The following is a 17,168-nucleotide window of genomic DNA, read 5'->3' as shown; positions in this document are numbered from 1 at the left end:
TTATTTAAATGAAATCGAGACTTCACCTAATAATGGAAACTTCGCAGTAAATAAGTCCCCAGCATTTGCATTAATTGCAGCTGATAAAGCTCCTGATAAAATAATTTCTCCTGCATTTAGCGAGATTCCAAATTCACTTAATTTATTGGCTAACCATGCTACACAATGAATTGGGTTTCCTAACACTGCTTCTCCCTTACCCGAATTCATCAATTCTTCGTTACGATATAATTCCATCGTTACATTCGGTAAGTCAATTTCCTTTACATCGAAACGCTCATTGCCAAGAACAAATAAGCATGATGAAGCGTTATCGGCTACTGTATCCTCTAATCGAATTTTCCAATTTTCGATTCTACTATCAACTACCTCTAATGCAGGCACAATATAATCTGTTGCATTAACTACATCCTCAAATGTAATATTTGGCCCAATTAAATCCTTTTTTAACACAAATGCAATTTCAGCTTCTACTTTTGGTAAAATCATATTTGCAACTTGAACTTCACCGAAATTAGGAATATTCATATCTGTTAGTAAGTGACCGTAATCTGGTTCATCTACCCCTAATAACTCCTGCATAGCAATCGAAGTTAATCCAATTTTTTTACCGATAATTTTCTGCCCTTTTTTCAATTTTTCTTCGACATTTGTTAATTGAATTTGATAGGCTTCCTTTTCAGTTAATCCAGGAAAAATCTCAGTTAAAGCTTTTATACTAACTCCACTCTCTTCTGCTTCTTGTAGCAGAATCGTAAGCTCGTCTACACTAGTAATCTTCACTTTCTTTAGCCCCCTTTTTAATTCTTATAATTTGATCGTGATATTCGATAATTCACTATAAAACTCAAAGCTATGAATTCCACCTTCACGACCTAAACCGCTTTGCTTCATTCCTCCAAATGGTGTACGTAAATCTCTTAAATACCAAGTGTTTACCCAAATAATTCCAGCCTCAATTTGATGAGCAACACGGTGAGCTCTGCGTAAATCATTTGTCCAAATTGTAGCTCCTAAACCATAATGAGTATCATTTGCCCATTCAATCACTTCTTCTTCCGAATCAAAAGGCATAACTGTTACGACTGGACCAAATATTTCTTCTCTTACACATCTAGAATCACGGTTTAATCCTGTAATGATTGTCGGTGAGATAAAGCATCCTTTTTCAATTGATGCTGGTCTACTGCCACCCGTTAAAATAGTTCCGCCTTCTTCTTTTGCAATCTCGATATAAGATAATACTTTTTCGTAATGTTCTTTACTAATTACCGCACCTACTTTTGTGCCTTCTTCAAACGGATCGCCAATTTTTAATTCCTTTGTTTTCGCGACAAATTTATCAATAAATTCATCGAAGATTGATCTCTGAACATAAATTCTAGATCCACATAAACAAACTTCTCCTTGATTCATAAAAGATGATTTTAAAGTTGTTTCAATCACTTCGTCTAAATCAGAATCAGCAAAGATAATGTTTGGATTTTTTCCTCCAAGCTCAAACGATAATTTTTTTAACGTTGGAGCTGCTGCCTTCATAATTGCTGTACCTGTTTTTGTTTCACCAGTAAATGTGATGGCATCAACATCGCTGTGTTCTGTTAATGCTGAGCCTGCTGCATTTGCTCCAAATCCGTGTACAACATTCACAACTCCGTCAGGTACGCCTGCATCTTTACAAATTTCAGCTAAAACTGTAGCTGTCATTGGTGTCCATTCTGCTGGCTTCATAACTGCTGTATTGCCAGCCGCTAAACAAGGTGCAAGCTTCCATGTTAATAGTAATAAAGGTAGATTCCATGGGTTAATCATTCCGACTACACCAACTGGCCTACGATATGTATAATGTAAGGCAGTTTGATCTTGCATATGAGATTCAGAGCTTAAAGTTGTAATATAATCAGCGAAAAAATAAAAATTGTGAGCCGATCTAGTAATATCAACCTCTAAAGCAAGATCATATGGCTTTCCAGTATCCATTGCCTCTAAAGCCGCTAATTCTTCTTTTCGAGCTAATATTCCGTCGCCGATATTTCTTAATACTGCCGCTCTTTGATTGCTAGTTAATTGTTTCCAATCACCTTTTAGCGCTCGTTTTGCTGCTTTTACTGCTAAATCAATTTCTAACTCGCCACCTTCAGAAACAGAACCTAACACTTCTTCAGTCGCAGGATTAATATTTAAAAATGTTTTTTGATTAAAAGAAGGAATAGATTGTCCATCAATAAAGTGCTTACAATCGATCGGTAATGTTTTATTTTTCTTCTCTGTAACTTGCATAATAGGCACCTACCATTCTAATAGAATAAAAGGTGACACGAGTGCCACCAAATTTTTCAATCCTCTATTTCTACTACCATTTCAATTTCGATCGCTGTATTATGTGGAAGCTGTGCCATCCCAACAGCTGACCTAGCATGTTTTCCTCTTTCACCAAACACTTCTACTAAAAGGTCAGAAGCTCCATTCATCACTTTCGGATGATCATAGAAATCTTCTGTACTATTTACGAAGCCTAATATTTTTACAATTCGTTTTACTTTCGAAAGTTCACCTAATTCGTACTTTAATACACTAATTAAATTTAACATTGACTCTCTAGAAGCAGCATACCCTTCCTCGAGCGTTAATTCTCGTCCAACTTTACCATGGTATTCATCTACACCTTGACCAGATGTAAATAGTAGATTACCAGTACGAACAGCTTTCACATAATTACCTGAAGCCGGTCTTATTGGTTTAAGTGCATAACCTAAACTTATTAATCTATCTTCTGGAGTCAATACTTTGTTTTCCATGAAGTAAATCAGCCTCCTTAATATTTAAAAATTTCAGGGCATTTTTGCCTAAAATAGCATCTTTCATTTCTTTATTAATATCCATTTGGTTAATGACTCTTCCAGGTGGCGTTTCTCTTAATAAGAAAGGATAATCCGAGCCCATTACAATTTTGTCATAGCCAAATCGGTTAATTAAAAATTGAATATTGATAGGATCATAGTGAAGAGAATCAAAATAGAAATTACTTACATAATGACTTGGTGGATAGGCAGTTTTCCGCAAATGCGGCCATACCTTCCATCCTTGATCTAATCTAGGTAGAATAAATGGGAATGAACCACCGCCATGTGCAAAACAAATCTTTAATTTTGGATATTTTTCAATCACTCCACCAAATGTTAAGCTAGCAGCAGCTAAAGCTGTTTCACTCGGCATTCCAACCGTGTACATAAAGTTATGATCCGGTGTACGATCCTTCGCTAATGTTTCCCACGGATGAATAAACAATGGGACATTCCATTTTTCAGCCATTTCAAAAAATGGACTAAATTCATCACTGTCTAAATTTGTTCCATTTACATTTGTACCAATTTCCAGTCCACTTAATCCAAGTGTATGAATACAGCGATCCATTTCTTGAATAGCTATTTCAGCGTTCTGCATTGGTACTGTCCCTAATCCAATAAACTTTGTAGGGTTCTTTTTAACTGTATTTGCAATGAAATCATTTTGAATTTGAGCCATTTCCAATGCAGCTGGAGCTGGTGCCCAATACGAAAATGTAACTGGAATTGGCGACAGCACTTGCATTGTTACATCTTCATTATTCATGTCCTCAATTCTCTTTTCAGGACTCCAAACTTGATCAGTTACTTCCCTAAATACTTTTCCAGCAACCATAATATTGGCACCACATGAACATGTCGGTTGTAAAATTGGCCATCTTTCATGACCATATTTTTCAAAAAAATTCGGTAAATCCTCAGGAATGATGTGTGTATGAAAGTCTATACGCATACCCATTCATCCGCTTCCTCTTTCATGACATGACCACAGTTTTTACATGTTCTTAATTCAAGGCTTGCATTGAATTGTTCAATCGCTTCTTTTACTTGCGTACCAATATCCGTTAATTGAACTGTCTTTTTATGCATTTCTTCATTACACTCATCACAGAACCAAACAAAGCTTTCTAATTCACCTTCTGCTCTTTTTCGTTCAAGCACAATTCCATATGAATCTTTTACTCTATGAGGTGAATGTGGAACAAAGGAAGGAAGCATAAAAATTTCACCTTCTCCAACTGTTACAACTTCACGCTTACCATCTGGCGTAATACACTCAACATAGCAATTGCCTTTAATTTGATAGAAAAATTCATCTGCAGGATCGATATGGAAGTCTCTACGTTTATTTGGTCCTCCAATGATCATTGCAGCATACTCCGAATCTTCCCAAATAACTTTATTATTAACTGGTGGTTTTAATAGCTCTTTATTATCCTCAATCAATTTGAAAATATTAAAAACTCGACTTTTAAGATTCATCTCTACTCCTCCAATTAATTCATTTTTATTTGAACTTAAGTAAGCGCTATCATTACGCATTAATATAACCAAGCTGATTTGAGACTGTTTTAGCACTTTTCACAACATCCTGAATCATTCGACCAATGTCTTGGCTCATCATATACGAAACTGGTCCAACCATATTTAATGCTGCAAAAGTTTGACCAGTATATGTTTGAATTGGAGCTGCAATTCCGAATAATCCTAGATCATTTTCATTGTTGCTAATGCTATATCCATTCTCTTTAATCGCAGTCATTTCTTTTTTTAATGCATCAATATTCGTAATTGTATTTGTTGTATAAGCTTTAAAGCCTTTTTCAATCGTTGTTTTTAAGTATGCTGGATTATATGATAGTAGAATTTTACCAGTACTCGTACAATATGCAGGTCGTTTAGCACCTATAAATGTCGGGACAGGTATCGAATGTTTAGAGGAAACTTTTAAGACAAATCTGACGTCCCCTTTATCAAACATTCCGATATGAACGGTACTATCATAATTTTTTAGTAAATTTTCTAATAACGGAATGGCTTCACTATATATGTCTTGTTGATACATAACGTGATTACTCCATTCAAGCAGCTTCCAACCAAGTCGATACTTTTTCTTACTATCCTGAATTAAAATCCCTTCAGCACAAAGAGTTCGAACTAAATGATGGACCGAGCTTGCATTCATATTTAACTTTTCAGCTATTTCTAAATTTCCTAGGACTGGTTCTTCTTCTGTAAAGCAATCTAATATTCTAGAAATCTTTTGAACTGAAGAGATCACTAGATCCCTCCTCTTTGATGCTAAAAAATTTCATAAAACCCCTGCTTTCTAAAATTAATCAGTTAACTTTAGAATTCGCTAGATTAGTCGATACTCCTTTTAAGTTTTTTGCACCGTTTAATGCATCGTCCACCATACTAAATGTTTTCTTACGTTTCATTTGGTTATAATAAATTGCTCTTTTTCGAATTGGATCACCAGTATAATATCTTTCATATTGAAGTGCTCTTTGTCCAAAAGCTTCTCCACATAAATCCCATGCAAGTTTGAATAATTGAACTCGTTCTAAAGAGGATACACCTTCACGTCCAACATAGTATTTATCCATTGCATCTCTTAGCTCAGGATGTTCAAAGTCTGCTTCTGTTGGTGACATTAATAAGCCGCCTGCACCAATTGTTTGAATCACTTCAATTGCTCTTGGGTACATAGTTGGGAGCAAGCCACGAATTGTCTCAAGTGGTTCCCATGCCGGTCTTACTTCGCCTGAAGGTAATGTCTCATACTCTGTTTCAGAAACTCGAAGTAAAGCACGAATTGTTTCAACTGATTGTAGTAGTTCACCTAAGTCATTTTGGACATTTAAATAAACATCTACTCCAATTGAATCAGCTAATTTGCAAGCTACCTCTACTGCAAAAGCTAATTTTACATAGCCTCTTACGCCAGACTGGTGAGCAGGCTGTTGTGCAATACCTGTTTTTGGATATAGATTATTTGCAGCTTCAACATTATTATGAATAAATACACGATTCCAAGGAATTAACACATCCTCAAATACAAGGACAGCATCCATCTCTTCGAATCTAGATGCTAATGGATGATCAAAAAATGATCTTTTACCATCTTGCATTTGCTCTCTACATAAAACTTTTAATCCCGGCGTATCAATCGGAAGTGCAAATGCTAAAGCATATCGCTCATCGCCTTGGTGGAATCCAGGGAATGAATAAATAATGACTTCATCTGTAATTGGTGCTAATGTTGCAAGCATTTTAGCCCCTCTAACGACTAATCCATCAACCGTTTCTTCAACAGCACCTAAATGAGTAAATAGATCTTTTTGTTCATAAGATGGCTTGCTACGATCATTTTGTGGATTAATAATTGCGTGCGTTAAGAAGATGTCGTTATCACGAACAAATTTGAAATAATTTTGGACATTTTTTGACCACTCTGGATTATATTTATCTAAAAACCATGAATTACTTGCCATTGAAGTTAAGACAATGTTCAAGAAATCTGGTGTTCTTCCCATTAAACCAAATGTTGACTTTGCATATGCTTCGAACAAATCTCCACGTTTTTTAATATCTTCAGATGACTTAGGCACTAAAAATGCATTTGAAATTCGCTCACCAGTTTCTTCACAAATATGTGTGATTTTATCTTGATAAGCTGGATCGAACTGCATATCATATAGTTTTGCAATCTCTAGAATCGGTTGTTTGAAAACTGGATGGTTTACGATATCTTCTACCTTTTCACCACCTAGCCATACCTCTGGCTTTCTAGATTTTAGTCCATCAATATATTGCGCTCCTGTACGAATACCCATTTAATAATTCCTCCACTCCGATATTTAATTTTTTATCATTTGTTTTTTAAATCGAATTCGGAAATTTTTTAAAGCGCTTTCAAAAAGATCAATTTCACTATCTTAAATTATTTACACCACCTACTACCTTTTAATTAACTTAATTTCACTATAAAAAATTATAAAATTTTGAACAATCAAAAAATTTCATAATGTGAAATCTCTTATAAAAAAATGATTAAATTAATTCTTTACACGTGAAAAAAAAAATAAGACACCATTTGGGGCTGTTGACAAATTAAATAGGAATATGTAAACCTGTGTAGAAATTAGTCTATACAGGTTTTTTTATTGGGGGAATTCTTATGATGGGTCGAAAAAAAGATAGTCAAAATAAATTAGAGTTTATCGATTTAAATGATTTTGTACCTAATAACCATATTTTACGTCAAATTAAAGACAAAATAGATTTCACTTTTATCTACGAGAAAATGGAAAAGTACTATTCAAAATTAGGAAGAAAATCATTAGATCCTGTCCTTTTATTTAAAATGTTATTACTTGGCTACCTATTTAATATCGAATCAGAACGTGAACTGGAACAGGAAGTCATTTTAAATATCGCTTATCGCTGGTTTTTAGGTTTAGACTTATCTGATCCAGTGCCAGACCATTCAACATTTAGCCAAAATAGACGTAGAAGATTCAAAGATAGTATGGTATTTCAAGAAATTTTTGACCATATTATTAAACTTTGTATTGAAAAAGGATTCGTTACTGGTGATGTGATCGTGACAGATTCAACTCATATAAAAGCTGTAATAAATTAAGTAAAATATCGGGATGAGACTAGGCAGAAAATGATGAAATAGTCCAAAAAAGACAAAATGGGAAAGGAGATTTAGCTCCTTTCCCATTTTGTCAACAGCCCCATTTGGCGTCTTATTTAAAGTCCTTCCAAGAGATATTACTCTCGTTTAATAACTCTTCGAATGATTTATTTTTCTCACGTAATCTCTTTTCTTCACGAATACGTGCTTCTTCTTCCTCTTTTTGCTGCGTTTCATTTTCTTGCAATTGTTTTTTTGTATTTTTTAATTTTTGAAGAATTTCTTCATTCATTAATGATCCTAATGATATTTTTTCTTTCTGTTCGTACGTCGGTTTTACAGGCTGCTGTGGTTTTCTTTTTTTCATTTTATATCACCTTCCATTTCCATTATTTTATCATTTATTTATAGTAGAAAGAGAAGTATTTCATCTTTGCTTATATTATAAAACTACTATTTCATTTTTTTCAAATGCTAAAACTTATATTCTTTTATCGTTTTAAAATGTTGATCTGAATGATCGTGCTTCATAAAAACAATAGGATGCCGCAGCATCCTATTGTCCATTTTTATATTTAAAAATCTGCATTTCCTGGTGTACGTGGGAATGGTATTACATCACGGATGTTCTTCATTCCTGTTAAATACATAACAAGTCGTTCAAATCCAATTCCATAACCAGAATGTTTTGTACCGCCGTATTTTCTAAGCTCCAAATACCACCAGTAATCTTCTTCATTCATACCAAGTTCTTTGATTCGCTCTACAAGGACGTCTTCTCTTTCTTCACGTTGACTTCCTCCGATTAACTCGCCAATACCAGGAACTAGTAAGTCTGTCGCAGCTACTGTCTTGCCATCCTCATTTGCTCTCATATAAAATGCTTTAATTTCTTTCGGATAGTCAGTTACGTATACAGGACGCTTGTAAATTTCCTCACTTAGGTAACGTTCATGTTCAGTTTGTAAATCTGTTCCCCATTCAACAGGGTAATCAAACTTTTTACCAGAGTTCTGTAATAATTCAACAGCTTCAGTATAAGAAACTCTACCAAAGTCAGATTCTAATGCATTCTTTAATCTTTCAATAAGTGTTTTATCAATAAAGCTATTAAAGAAGTCCATTTCTTCAGGTGCTTGTTCAAATATGTAATTAATGACATATTTGATCATATCTTCACCCAGGTCCATGATATCCGGTAATTCTGCAAAGGCAACTTCTGGCTCGACCATCCAGAATTCAGCGGCATGACGTGCAGTATTTGAATTTTCTGCTCTAAATGTTGGACCAAATGTATACACATTACGGAAAGCAAGGGCATAAGCTTCTCCATTTAATTGGCCACTTACTGTTAAGTTAGATTCTTTACCGAAGAAATCTGCACTTTCATCAACTTTTCCGTCTTGAGTTTTTGGAAGTTGGTTTAAATCCATTGTTGTAACACGGAACATTTCTCCTGCGCCTTCTGTATCACTTCCCGTAATAATCGGTGTATGTACATAGACAAAACCTTTTTCTTGGAAGAATTTATGAATTGCATATGATGCAAGAGATCTTACTCTGAAAACCGCTGAGTAAGCATTCGTTCTTGGACGTAAATGAGCAATTGTTCTTAAATATTCAAGAGAATGTCTCTTTTTTTGTAATGGAAAATCTGCATCTGATAATCCTTCAACAACTATTTTAGTCGCTTTAATTTCAAAAGGTTGTTTCATTTCCGGAGTTGGAATAAATTCACCTTCTATTAAAACAGTAGAGCTAATCGGTAACTTTGTAATTTCTTTGAAGTTATCAAGATTGTCCTCAAATACTATTTGTACACTCTTAAAGAATGTACCGTCGTTTAACTCCATAAAACCAATTGTTTTAGAATCACGAAGAGTGCGAATCCATCCTGAAATTTGAACGGTTTTGTCTTTAAAATTTTCTTGATTTCTGTATAAATCTTTTACTACAGTCTTTATCATAATTAGCCTCCTTATGTTAATTTCCCAATAAAAAAAGCCTTCTATCCCTATAAAAGGGACGAAAGACTAACTTCCGCGGTACCACCCAAATTGTCATAATATGACCAACTTTAAAGCTAACACTGCTTATCCCAGTTAATAACGTGCTGGTAACGTCTAAGCCTACTTAAGGGATCCCTTTCGGTTAGAACTCAAAGGTGTTCTTCATTCATGCTTCATCACTAGGCTTCCACCGTCCCTAGCTCGCTATCGAATATAGCAAAAACTACTTTCCTTTTCATCGATTTAAAATATGTAGTTTTTAAAGGAATTTTTCTTGTATAATTTATCATAAATCATAATCTCTTGTCTAGTTGTCCACCAAAATATATTCATTGGTATCTCTACTTTTAAACACTTTAACTTAATTGAATCTATTTGATACACAAACATTTTCCACTTAGAGGCTTTACAAACCCTTTTTACTTACTCATAAACACCTTATGGGTAATCAAACTCCATTACTCATGAATCTTGTTATATCATAGGAGGTTTATTTATGAACATTAAGCGACAATGTTCAATTTTCAAACTTGTCATTCTTGATTTAATTGTCAAAATCCCTTTATTAAATTTTCTTTTTCCTATGATACACTTTACTAAAAAGGAGGGTTTTTATTTATGGCTAGAGCAGAAGAATTGTTAAAGGATAAATTTGTTTGTTCGAAATGTAAACATACACACGCTAAAACTAAAGAAGTATCAATGTCCGGCTCAGGTTTAAGTAAGTTACTAGATATTGATTATAATCATTTTTTATTTGTTTCTTGTTTAAATTGCGGTTTTGTTGAAGTTTATAATCCTTCAATTTTAGAAGGTAAAACCCGTGGTGAGTTAACTACAATTCTTGATATTCTTTTTGGATAGAGAGTGATGGTTCTATTATGATGATTTGGCTTGTTGTAGCTGTACTTTTTCTCATTTATTTTATTGGAGTTGGCTACTATTTTACGCAGCAAGTTTTGTTTATGAAAACAAATTCACTTGAGTTTATTTATCAGCGCGAGTTGGAAAATTTCCGATTTGATGAAGGATTGTATCGATCTGTTCAAAAACAACCCTTTTCTATTCAATCTCGTTATGGATATGAATTAAAGGGATACTTGTTTGAGGCCTTTGATACAAATAATTGGGTCATTATTACCCATGGTGTAACGGTTAATAAGAATAACTCAATTAAATATGCTGAGCTATTTTTAAGGCTTGGCTTTAATGTACTTACTTACGATCATAGGCGACATGGGGAGTCAGGTGGTCATACAACTAGCTATGGATATTATGAGAAATATGACTTACAATCTGTTGTTCAATATTTAAAAGATTTAAAAGGTGAGATTGTTCTTGGCATTCATGGAGAGTCAATGGGAGCATGTACAATGCTACAATATGCTGGTTTTGTTGAGGATTCTGCAGCTTTCTATATTTCAGACTGCGCGTTCTCTACATTTGAGGAACAGCTTACATATCGTTTGAAAATGGATTATAAACTTCCTAAATGGGCAATCCTTCCAGTCTCTAGCATTTGGTTAAAGCTTCGGAATGGATTTTTTATTAAAGATATTTCCCCTTTACTGGCAACACATAATATTAAAAATCCTGTTTTATTTGTTCATAGTAAACTAGACCCTTATATTCCATTTACACATACACTTAAATTATTTGAAGCAAAAAATCAAAATAAGAGAGAACTATTCATTGCCGAAAATGGTGCCCACGCTATGAGTTTGAATGAAAACAAAGATGATTACTATTCAATTGTTTCTTCTTTTTTAACTAATATTGGCGTTAACCATCATTCAATATAAAAACTGGACAGAGTTTTTCTCTGCCCAGTTTTGGTTCTATTAAAGAGCTGCCTCTAAAATTTTCAATGCATCTTCTTGGTCTAATTTTTTAAAGTTACCAAACGGACCATATTTAACCGTTTTAGCAGCCATTTCAGGTAGTTGTTCTTTTGTAATACCGTACTCACTTAAACGACTTGGTGCACCTACCTGATTCCAGAATGTGCGTAATGCTTTAATACCAGCTAATGCCCATTCTTCTTTTGACATTGATTCTTGCCTAATATCAAATACTCTAGCTGCAAATTGACAGAAACGATCAACATTTTCGCTCATTACATATTCCATCCAATGTGGGAAAATAATTGCTAATCCTCCGCCGTGTGGAATATCTGTTACTGCAGAAACTGCATGCTCTATATTATGTGTAGCCCAATCACCTTGGACACCCATACTTAAGATTCCATTTAATGCCATCGTTCCACTATATAATAGCGTTTCACGCGCTTCATAATCATCCAATTTCTCTACTGCGATCGGAGCAGTTTCAATAACTGTTTTTAAGATCCCTTCACAGAAACGATCTTGAATTTTTGTATTCGTTCCATGGTGGAAATATGACTCAATAACATGTGACATTATATCCACTGATCCATAAACTGTTTGATCACGAGGAACTGTAAATGTATTTTGAGGATCTAGTATTGAAAACGTTGGGTAACTAAATTTACTTCCCCAACCTAATTTTTCATTTGTTTCCCAATTTGTAATAACTGACCCAGCGTTCATTTCTGAACCAGTTGCTGCAAGCGTTAATACTGTTCCAAATTTTAATGCATCTGTTGGGAATGCTTTACGTGTAATAATATCCCAAATCTCACCATCAAATTTCGCACCAACTGCAATAGCTTTTGTACAGTCGATTACAGAACCACCACCAACAGCTAAAACAAAGTCAATATTTTCGTCTTTACAAATCTGTATACCTTTATGAACTGTTGATAATTTCGGATTTGGTTCAACCCCGCTAAGTTCATAAACTGTTTTATCGGCTTCTTTAAGAATACCTACTATTTGATCGTATAGGCCATTTCTCTTAATACTTCCACCACCGTATACAAGTAAAACATTCTTTCCAAAGCTAGCAGCTTTTTCTTTTAACTTTTGTACACTATCTTTACCAAATATTAATTCTGTTGGATTTGCGAATGTAAAAAAATTCATATGTATCCCTCCTATTGTTCAAACTTAATTTTAACTTAAACAATCGAAAGGATGCATCTTAAACGACTTTTGTTTCGAATATTTTTTTATTTATTGGGAACACTAAATAATCGTACGAATGATTCATTATAAATCTAACTTTCTCATATTTAAATCCCACTTTTTCATATAATCGGCGAGCAGTAGGTTTGTCTTGATCAACATTTAATGAAACACGTGCAATTCCTTTGTTTTTGGCAAAAGAAAGTAATCCTTCTAATAATTCAGTTCCAATTCCTTTGCCTTGATAATCTGGATGCACTGACAATGTATCAATATAAAAATCTTCATCATCTGCTTCCTTATCTACTTTAACATGTTGGATATTTAAATTACGACTTATTATTTCAAGCATTTCACGATCAAGTACTGATAATTCCAAGGAATGGTAGGCTATAATCACCCCTACAATTTTTCCTTCAATTTCTTTAACTAAACAATTATGGTAACTTAGTCGATTTTGTTCAGATTGAACATAATATTCTAAAATTGGGGTTGCTTGTTCGTATGATGTTGTCCCTGTTAACATAAATACAATATCTTCAATCGCTTGTACAATTAGAGGGACAATTTGTTTGGCATCTTCTTTTTTTGCTATTCGAATCATGAATTGTCACTCCTTAACTTAAATTTTCACTTAGTTATCTTTAACATTTTTTTAGTAAAAAAAAATAACCTTTTCATTTTATACTAAATTCATGTTAATTTCATGTTAAAAATTAATACTTTATTAAAACACCCCATTTATTTTAACATAAATTTAATATATAATAACTTTAAGATGTGTAGGAGGAAATTTAATATGTCTGATGTTCAAATTAAGGTTTTAGATAATGGTCCTTTACGTGTCACTGGAACTGTTGATTTAGTTGATGCTGAAGGGAATACATATCCGCAAAAAGCAGCTTTCTCATTATGTCGATGCGGTATGTCAAGTAAATTACCATATTGTGACGGTACTCATAAAGGAAAATTCGAATCTGTCGTTCGAGCTCCTAAAGAATCAGAATAATTTTATTTTTCTGGCGCCGATTATTGAGCAATTCTAAATAATCGGCTTTCTTATGCCCTCATACCTTTATTATATTTGAATCATTCATAAAACTGATCTAATCACATTTTATATTTAGGGAATGCACTATTTAGGGGGAAACAATATGAAAAAGGTATTAGCTTCAGTCGTTTTATCTGCAGCATTAGTAGTACCAGGGGTAACTGCATATGCAGCGCCAAATGCAAATGAATTAAAATCTTATTTAGTTAGTATCAACCTAACTCAAAAACAATTAGAGGATTATTTAAATTCTTACTACGATGAGTCGATCTCGGATTTCGATTCAGTTGATGAGTTAAAAGATACTTTAGGTGAAAGACTTACACAAAAAACTTTAGACGCTCTTCTAGATGAGTACGGTTACACTGAAGATGAAATTATCGATCTAGCAGTCAACTATGATGATATGGACAAAAATGCATCATTACTAGATACGTATTATTTTACTTCTGATATCGAAAACTTAATTTATTTAGATGAAGATGAGTCAGGTAGTGTAGAAGATGAATTCCCTTCTATGGAAGATATTTCTTCTGCTCTTTCAGAGTTTGGAATTACTGAAGCAGAGATTAATAAACTATCTGCATACTTAGAAAAAGTTGTAAATGATGACCCTGCTGTTGAAGCTAAATTAGAAGCATTAGGAGAACGTGCATCTGCTTTAGAAGAAAATTATCCTGAAATTTTCTCAATGGATTCTGAGGCTGCTCCAAAAGAATTACCTGCTGAATTAAAAGTAGAATTAATGAATATCGTAAAAGAGCTTCAATCTACTTTAAAAATTGATATTAAAGTTGCAATTGAACAAAATGGCGTTAAAACTCCTTTAACTTTTGCTAAATTACTTACTATGGATGATTCTATGGATTCTATGGAAAATATAAAAGTATATTTAGAGATTTATGATAATGCTGGTAATCTATTATTAGACGCTGTATTTTCACCAGATGAACTTTTAGGTGATGATCAGTTAGTAGATATCGTTAAAGATACTCAAAAAGCAATTAAAAACCCAAAACCAACTGTTACAGTAAGAACGGAAAATGGCGGTAAACTTCCTACTACTGCAACTCATACAACTGAATGGACAATGGTTGGTATGTTAATGATGTTAGCTGCTGTTGTTTTACGTAAAAAGGTAATTGTTAAACGATAAGCTATGAATCGTAAACGAAAAGTTCTACTTATTTTTTCAGCACTCCTTTTTATTGTCGGATTATTTTTTGCTACAACAAATGCTTATTCTTTAATTAAAACCTATGTACTGTATAAACAGTCTAAGGATGATTTCAAAAAAGAAATCAAAACAGAAACAGCAACTAAATTGAAGCAAATTAAAAGAGATGAACCGCTTTACAAGACTTATCCTAAATTTGGCGATGAAATGGGTACATTAACGATTCCTCGACTTCAAGCAACTCTACCAATCTTCCACGGGACAGATGAGGATGAGCTTGCAAAAGGAATAGGTCATTACGCTAAATCTGTGATGCCAGGGGAAAGAGATAATAGTGTTCTTGCTGGACATCGAGATACTGTATTTCGTGGGCTCGGTAAAGTAAAAGTGGGCGATCCGTTAATTGTTAAAACTTCGGCTGGCACATTTACTTACAAGGTTCATAAAATTCGTATCGTTGATAAAGATGATCGCACTGTTATTATCCCAAAACTAAGACCAACTTTAACGGTAAGCACTTGTTATCCGTTTAATTTTATTGGACATGCGCCACAGCGTTATATACTTGTAGCTGGTTTAGTCAAATCAGAAGTAAATAAATAAACAAAAAAATGCTTACTATTCAATAGTGAGCATTTTTTAATTAGTAGTTTTATATTTTTCATTAATTTTCTAGTGCAGCCCAAAATTTTTCGTTATTTAAATTGCGCACACTCCATTGGTAGTGTCCATCACTGCAAGTTTCCGAAAAGAAATTTGCCGAATAAATACTATAAAATAGAACGTATAAATGGATTGTACTTCTAACCTCTTCTCCTAATCGATCAACTACTTTATTTAAATATTTTGCTAGCTTTATTTCACCCAATTCATCATATAAATCAAATAAAATCCAGCTTAATGCAACATCAAATAACGGGTCTCCATATAACGTCATTAATCCGAAATCAATTACACCATTAATTTGTCCATCTGAATTTACTAATAGATTTGATGGATAATAATCACCATGTACTAATGCATATTCCCCTTCATACCCAACTGAAAATGCATCTATTAATCGTTTTAATTTCACTTCGTAATCTGATACATCCCTTTTCAAATAATAATCTACTTCTATATTCTTTCTTAGTAACGATTGCTTTAAAAAATCGTTCCAATCCTTTGAAGAAACTTCTTCATAATCACTTAATAATTTAATGCCTTTAAATTGCTTTTCTAATTCAATCCTTTGAATACTTAATATTGTAGATAGATAGTTTTCAAAGAAAGAATCTAATACTCGCTCATCATAATTTGATAAATCCTTTTGGATATTTCTGCCTTCAATTCGTTTTTCAATTGTTAAAACAACGTCTTTCTCTTTTATAATCTCGTGAATTTTAGGTAATTCAAAATTTGCATCACTAGAATTCATTGATTCATAAAATTGCTTTAATATTTCTAGCTTTGAATAGGCTGTTGGTTTATATAATTTTAAGACTCTCTTTTGATCATATGAGTAAACTTCTGCTTCTTGTCCCTTTCCTAAAAAACCCGCTTCGCTTATATTGTACTTTTTCAAAATGTAATCCCTAACATTTTGTGTGATCATCTTTTGTTCCCCATTTTCCCTTATTTATCTTTTTTTCAATTCTATTTCCATCTATTCCTACTTCTTCCAAAATAGCTTACTCTTTCTTATACGGCAATACAAATTATTTAATGATTTTTCTGTTTATATCCGTATTATCTTTCTACTCTTCTTTTGATACCCATGAACCTTGTGCTTTTCGTATGTAGAGGATTTGCCCGATATGATAAGCATTATGAGTACATAAATTAGATAATGCTCCCCACCAGACTGCATCTACTGGAAAATTTGGAATTTGTTCATTAAGCCTTGATTCATCTGCTTCTTTTACAGCTTGCTGCCAATTCGCTAAATTCTCATCTAACTGTTCAACTAGCTCCTGCCAATCTTCCCTCGTTAAATTTTCCAACTCTCGAAAAGTTGAAGCATTACTTTCGATCACTTCAGTTGGTGTCTCTCCTTTAAATCTTTTCAACCACCGTTCATTATAGAAATACAGGTGGTATACGATTTCACCGATCGTATGAGTAAAATCATTTTGTCTCCAACTTATATCCTCTAAACTTAAATTTTCCAATGCTACATTTAAAGGTTGAATCCAACTTTCAACATTACGACAGACTTCCAATTGATCTAATAGAAGCTCTTTTTTACTCATAGATCATTCTCCCTTGTTAATTTTATACTTTACGATATGTACTTTCGTGGTTATTACTAGATTCCCCTTTACTACTTTATGATTTTAACTTATAAAAAAATGCACTACTTTTTAAAAAGCAGTGCATTCTTGTAACGGAATAGGGAATCTTTTGAAGCG

The 17,168-nt window shown here is 33.5% G+C and carries 19 protein-coding genes and 1 other annotated feature; of the genes, 6 read left to right on the top strand and 13 right to left on the bottom strand.

Annotation, left to right across the window (positions count from 1 at the left end):
• The 7 genes from ACFVR2_RS04240 to ACFVR2_RS04210 are packed head-to-tail and all read right to left on the bottom strand — an operon-like array spanning position 1 to position 6,685.
• Positions 1-777, bottom strand: a complete 777-nt coding sequence (locus ACFVR2_RS04240) for a 2-keto-4-pentenoate hydratase (RefSeq protein WP_387360440.1) — start codon at positions 775-777, stop codon at positions 1-3.
• 30 nt (positions 778-807) lie between these two features.
• A complete protein-coding gene (locus ACFVR2_RS04235; RefSeq protein WP_387359192.1) occupies positions 808-2,280 on the bottom strand; it encodes an aldehyde dehydrogenase in 1,473 nt (490 codons plus the stop codon).
• 56 nt (positions 2,281-2,336) lie between these two features.
• Positions 2,337-2,798 carry a RidA family protein gene (locus ACFVR2_RS04230; RefSeq protein ID WP_387359190.1) on the bottom strand — a complete coding sequence of 154 codons (462 nt, stop codon included), beginning with the start codon at positions 2,796-2,798 and terminating at the stop codon, positions 2,337-2,339.
• A complete protein-coding gene (locus ACFVR2_RS04225) occupies positions 2,767-3,804 on the bottom strand; it encodes an amidohydrolase family protein (RefSeq protein WP_387359188.1) in 1,038 nt (345 codons plus the stop codon). The genes ACFVR2_RS04230 and ACFVR2_RS04225 overlap by 32 nt, the downstream gene beginning before the upstream one ends.
• Complete coding sequence (locus ACFVR2_RS04220) at positions 3,789-4,328, bottom strand: 3-hydroxyanthranilate 3,4-dioxygenase (RefSeq protein WP_114343061.1); 540 nt, start codon at positions 4,326-4,328, stop codon at positions 3,789-3,791. The genes ACFVR2_RS04225 and ACFVR2_RS04220 overlap by 16 nt, the downstream gene beginning before the upstream one ends.
• Positions 4,329-4,380: 52 nt before the next feature.
• A complete protein-coding gene (locus tag ACFVR2_RS04215; protein ID WP_387359186.1) occupies positions 4,381-5,127 on the bottom strand; it encodes an IclR family transcriptional regulator in 747 nt (248 codons plus the stop codon).
• Positions 5,128-5,185: 58 nt separating this feature from the next.
• Positions 5,186-6,685, bottom strand: a complete 1,500-nt coding sequence (locus tag ACFVR2_RS04210; RefSeq protein WP_387359184.1) for a 4-hydroxyphenylacetate 3-hydroxylase family protein — start codon at positions 6,683-6,685, stop codon at positions 5,186-5,188.
• A 344-nt stretch (positions 6,686-7,029) separates the two neighbouring features.
• Between ACFVR2_RS04210 and ACFVR2_RS04205 the strand changes: the two genes are divergently transcribed.
• Entirely contained in the window at positions 7,030-7,494 is a 465-nt protein-coding gene (locus ACFVR2_RS04205; protein ID WP_387359182.1) for a transposase, read from the top strand.
• Positions 7,495-7,606: 112 nt separating this feature from the next.
• On the opposite strand, the gene ACFVR2_RS04200 is transcribed toward ACFVR2_RS04205, so the two are convergent.
• Both ACFVR2_RS04200 and asnS read right to left on the bottom strand, forming a co-directional pair.
• Entirely contained in the window at positions 7,607-7,861 is a 255-nt protein-coding gene (locus tag ACFVR2_RS04200) for a YqkE family protein (RefSeq protein WP_387359180.1), read from the bottom strand.
• A 208-nt stretch (positions 7,862-8,069) separates the two neighbouring features.
• The gene (gene asnS / locus ACFVR2_RS04195) at positions 8,070-9,461 is read right to left on the bottom strand and encodes an asparagine--tRNA ligase (protein ID WP_387359178.1); all 1,392 of its coding nucleotides are present in this window, start codon (positions 9,459-9,461) and stop codon (positions 8,070-8,072) included.
• 51 nt (positions 9,462-9,512) lie between these two features.
• Positions 9,513-9,751 (bottom strand) — a binding site (T-box leader).
• Positions 9,752-10,121: 370 nt separating this feature from the next.
• On the opposite strand from asnS, the gene ACFVR2_RS04190 reads away from it, so the two are divergent.
• Together ACFVR2_RS04190 and ACFVR2_RS04185 are read left to right on the top strand one after the other, a co-directional pair.
• Positions 10,122-10,367 (top strand): zinc ribbon domain-containing protein, encoded by a 246-nt coding sequence (locus ACFVR2_RS04190; RefSeq protein ID WP_097974694.1) that lies wholly within the window; start codon positions 10,122-10,124, stop codon positions 10,365-10,367.
• A gap of 17 nt (positions 10,368-10,384) precedes the next feature.
• On the top strand, positions 10,385-11,305 hold the full coding sequence (locus ACFVR2_RS04185; protein WP_387359176.1) for an alpha/beta hydrolase: 921 nt from the start codon (positions 10,385-10,387) through the stop codon (positions 11,303-11,305).
• 39 nt (positions 11,306-11,344) lie between these two features.
• On the opposite strand, the gene ACFVR2_RS04180 is transcribed toward ACFVR2_RS04185, so the two are convergent.
• Both ACFVR2_RS04180 and ACFVR2_RS04175 read right to left on the bottom strand, forming a co-directional pair.
• Positions 11,345-12,508: an iron-containing alcohol dehydrogenase gene (locus ACFVR2_RS04180; RefSeq protein ID WP_387359174.1), complete on the bottom strand. Its 1,164-nt coding sequence runs from the start codon at positions 12,506-12,508 to the stop codon at positions 11,345-11,347.
• Between the two features lie 58 nt (positions 12,509-12,566).
• Positions 12,567-13,154 carry a GNAT family N-acetyltransferase gene (locus tag ACFVR2_RS04175; protein ID WP_387359172.1) on the bottom strand — a complete coding sequence of 196 codons (588 nt, stop codon included), beginning with the start codon at positions 13,152-13,154 and terminating at the stop codon, positions 12,567-12,569.
• A gap of 195 nt (positions 13,155-13,349) precedes the next feature.
• On the opposite strand from ACFVR2_RS04175, the gene ACFVR2_RS04170 reads away from it, so the two are divergent.
• The 3 genes from ACFVR2_RS04170 to ACFVR2_RS04160 all read left to right on the top strand — a co-directional run bounded on the left by ACFVR2_RS04170 (position 13,350) and on the right by ACFVR2_RS04160 (position 15,381).
• On the top strand, positions 13,350-13,559 hold the full coding sequence (locus ACFVR2_RS04170; RefSeq protein WP_056475552.1) for a CDGSH iron-sulfur domain-containing protein: 210 nt from the start codon (positions 13,350-13,352) through the stop codon (positions 13,557-13,559).
• Positions 13,560-13,704: 145 nt separating this feature from the next.
• The gene (locus ACFVR2_RS04165; RefSeq protein WP_387359170.1) at positions 13,705-14,757 is read left to right on the top strand and encodes a processed acidic surface protein; all 1,053 of its coding nucleotides are present in this window, start codon (positions 13,705-13,707) and stop codon (positions 14,755-14,757) included.
• Between the two features lie 3 nt (positions 14,758-14,760).
• Complete coding sequence (locus tag ACFVR2_RS04160) at positions 14,761-15,381, top strand: class D sortase (protein WP_335409718.1); 621 nt, start codon at positions 14,761-14,763, stop codon at positions 15,379-15,381.
• A 61-nt stretch (positions 15,382-15,442) separates the two neighbouring features.
• Here ACFVR2_RS04160 and ACFVR2_RS04155 read toward each other — a convergent pair whose 3' ends face one another.
• The gene (locus tag ACFVR2_RS04155) at positions 15,443-16,372 is read right to left on the bottom strand and encodes a phosphotransferase family protein (protein ID WP_387359168.1); all 930 of its coding nucleotides are present in this window, start codon (positions 16,370-16,372) and stop codon (positions 15,443-15,445) included.
• Between the two features lie 142 nt (positions 16,373-16,514).
• Positions 16,515-17,009 (bottom strand): DinB family protein, encoded by a 495-nt coding sequence (locus tag ACFVR2_RS04150; RefSeq protein ID WP_387359166.1) that lies wholly within the window; start codon positions 17,007-17,009, stop codon positions 16,515-16,517.
• Positions 17,010-17,168: the final 159 nt, after the last annotated feature.

It is taken from the genome of Gottfriedia sp. NPDC057991 (assembly GCF_042886615.1).
In the GTDB taxonomy this organism is placed as follows: domain Bacteria; phylum Bacillota; class Bacilli; order Bacillales; family Bacillaceae_G; genus Gottfriedia.
This window is presented reverse-complemented; position numbering and strand designations above follow the sequence as displayed.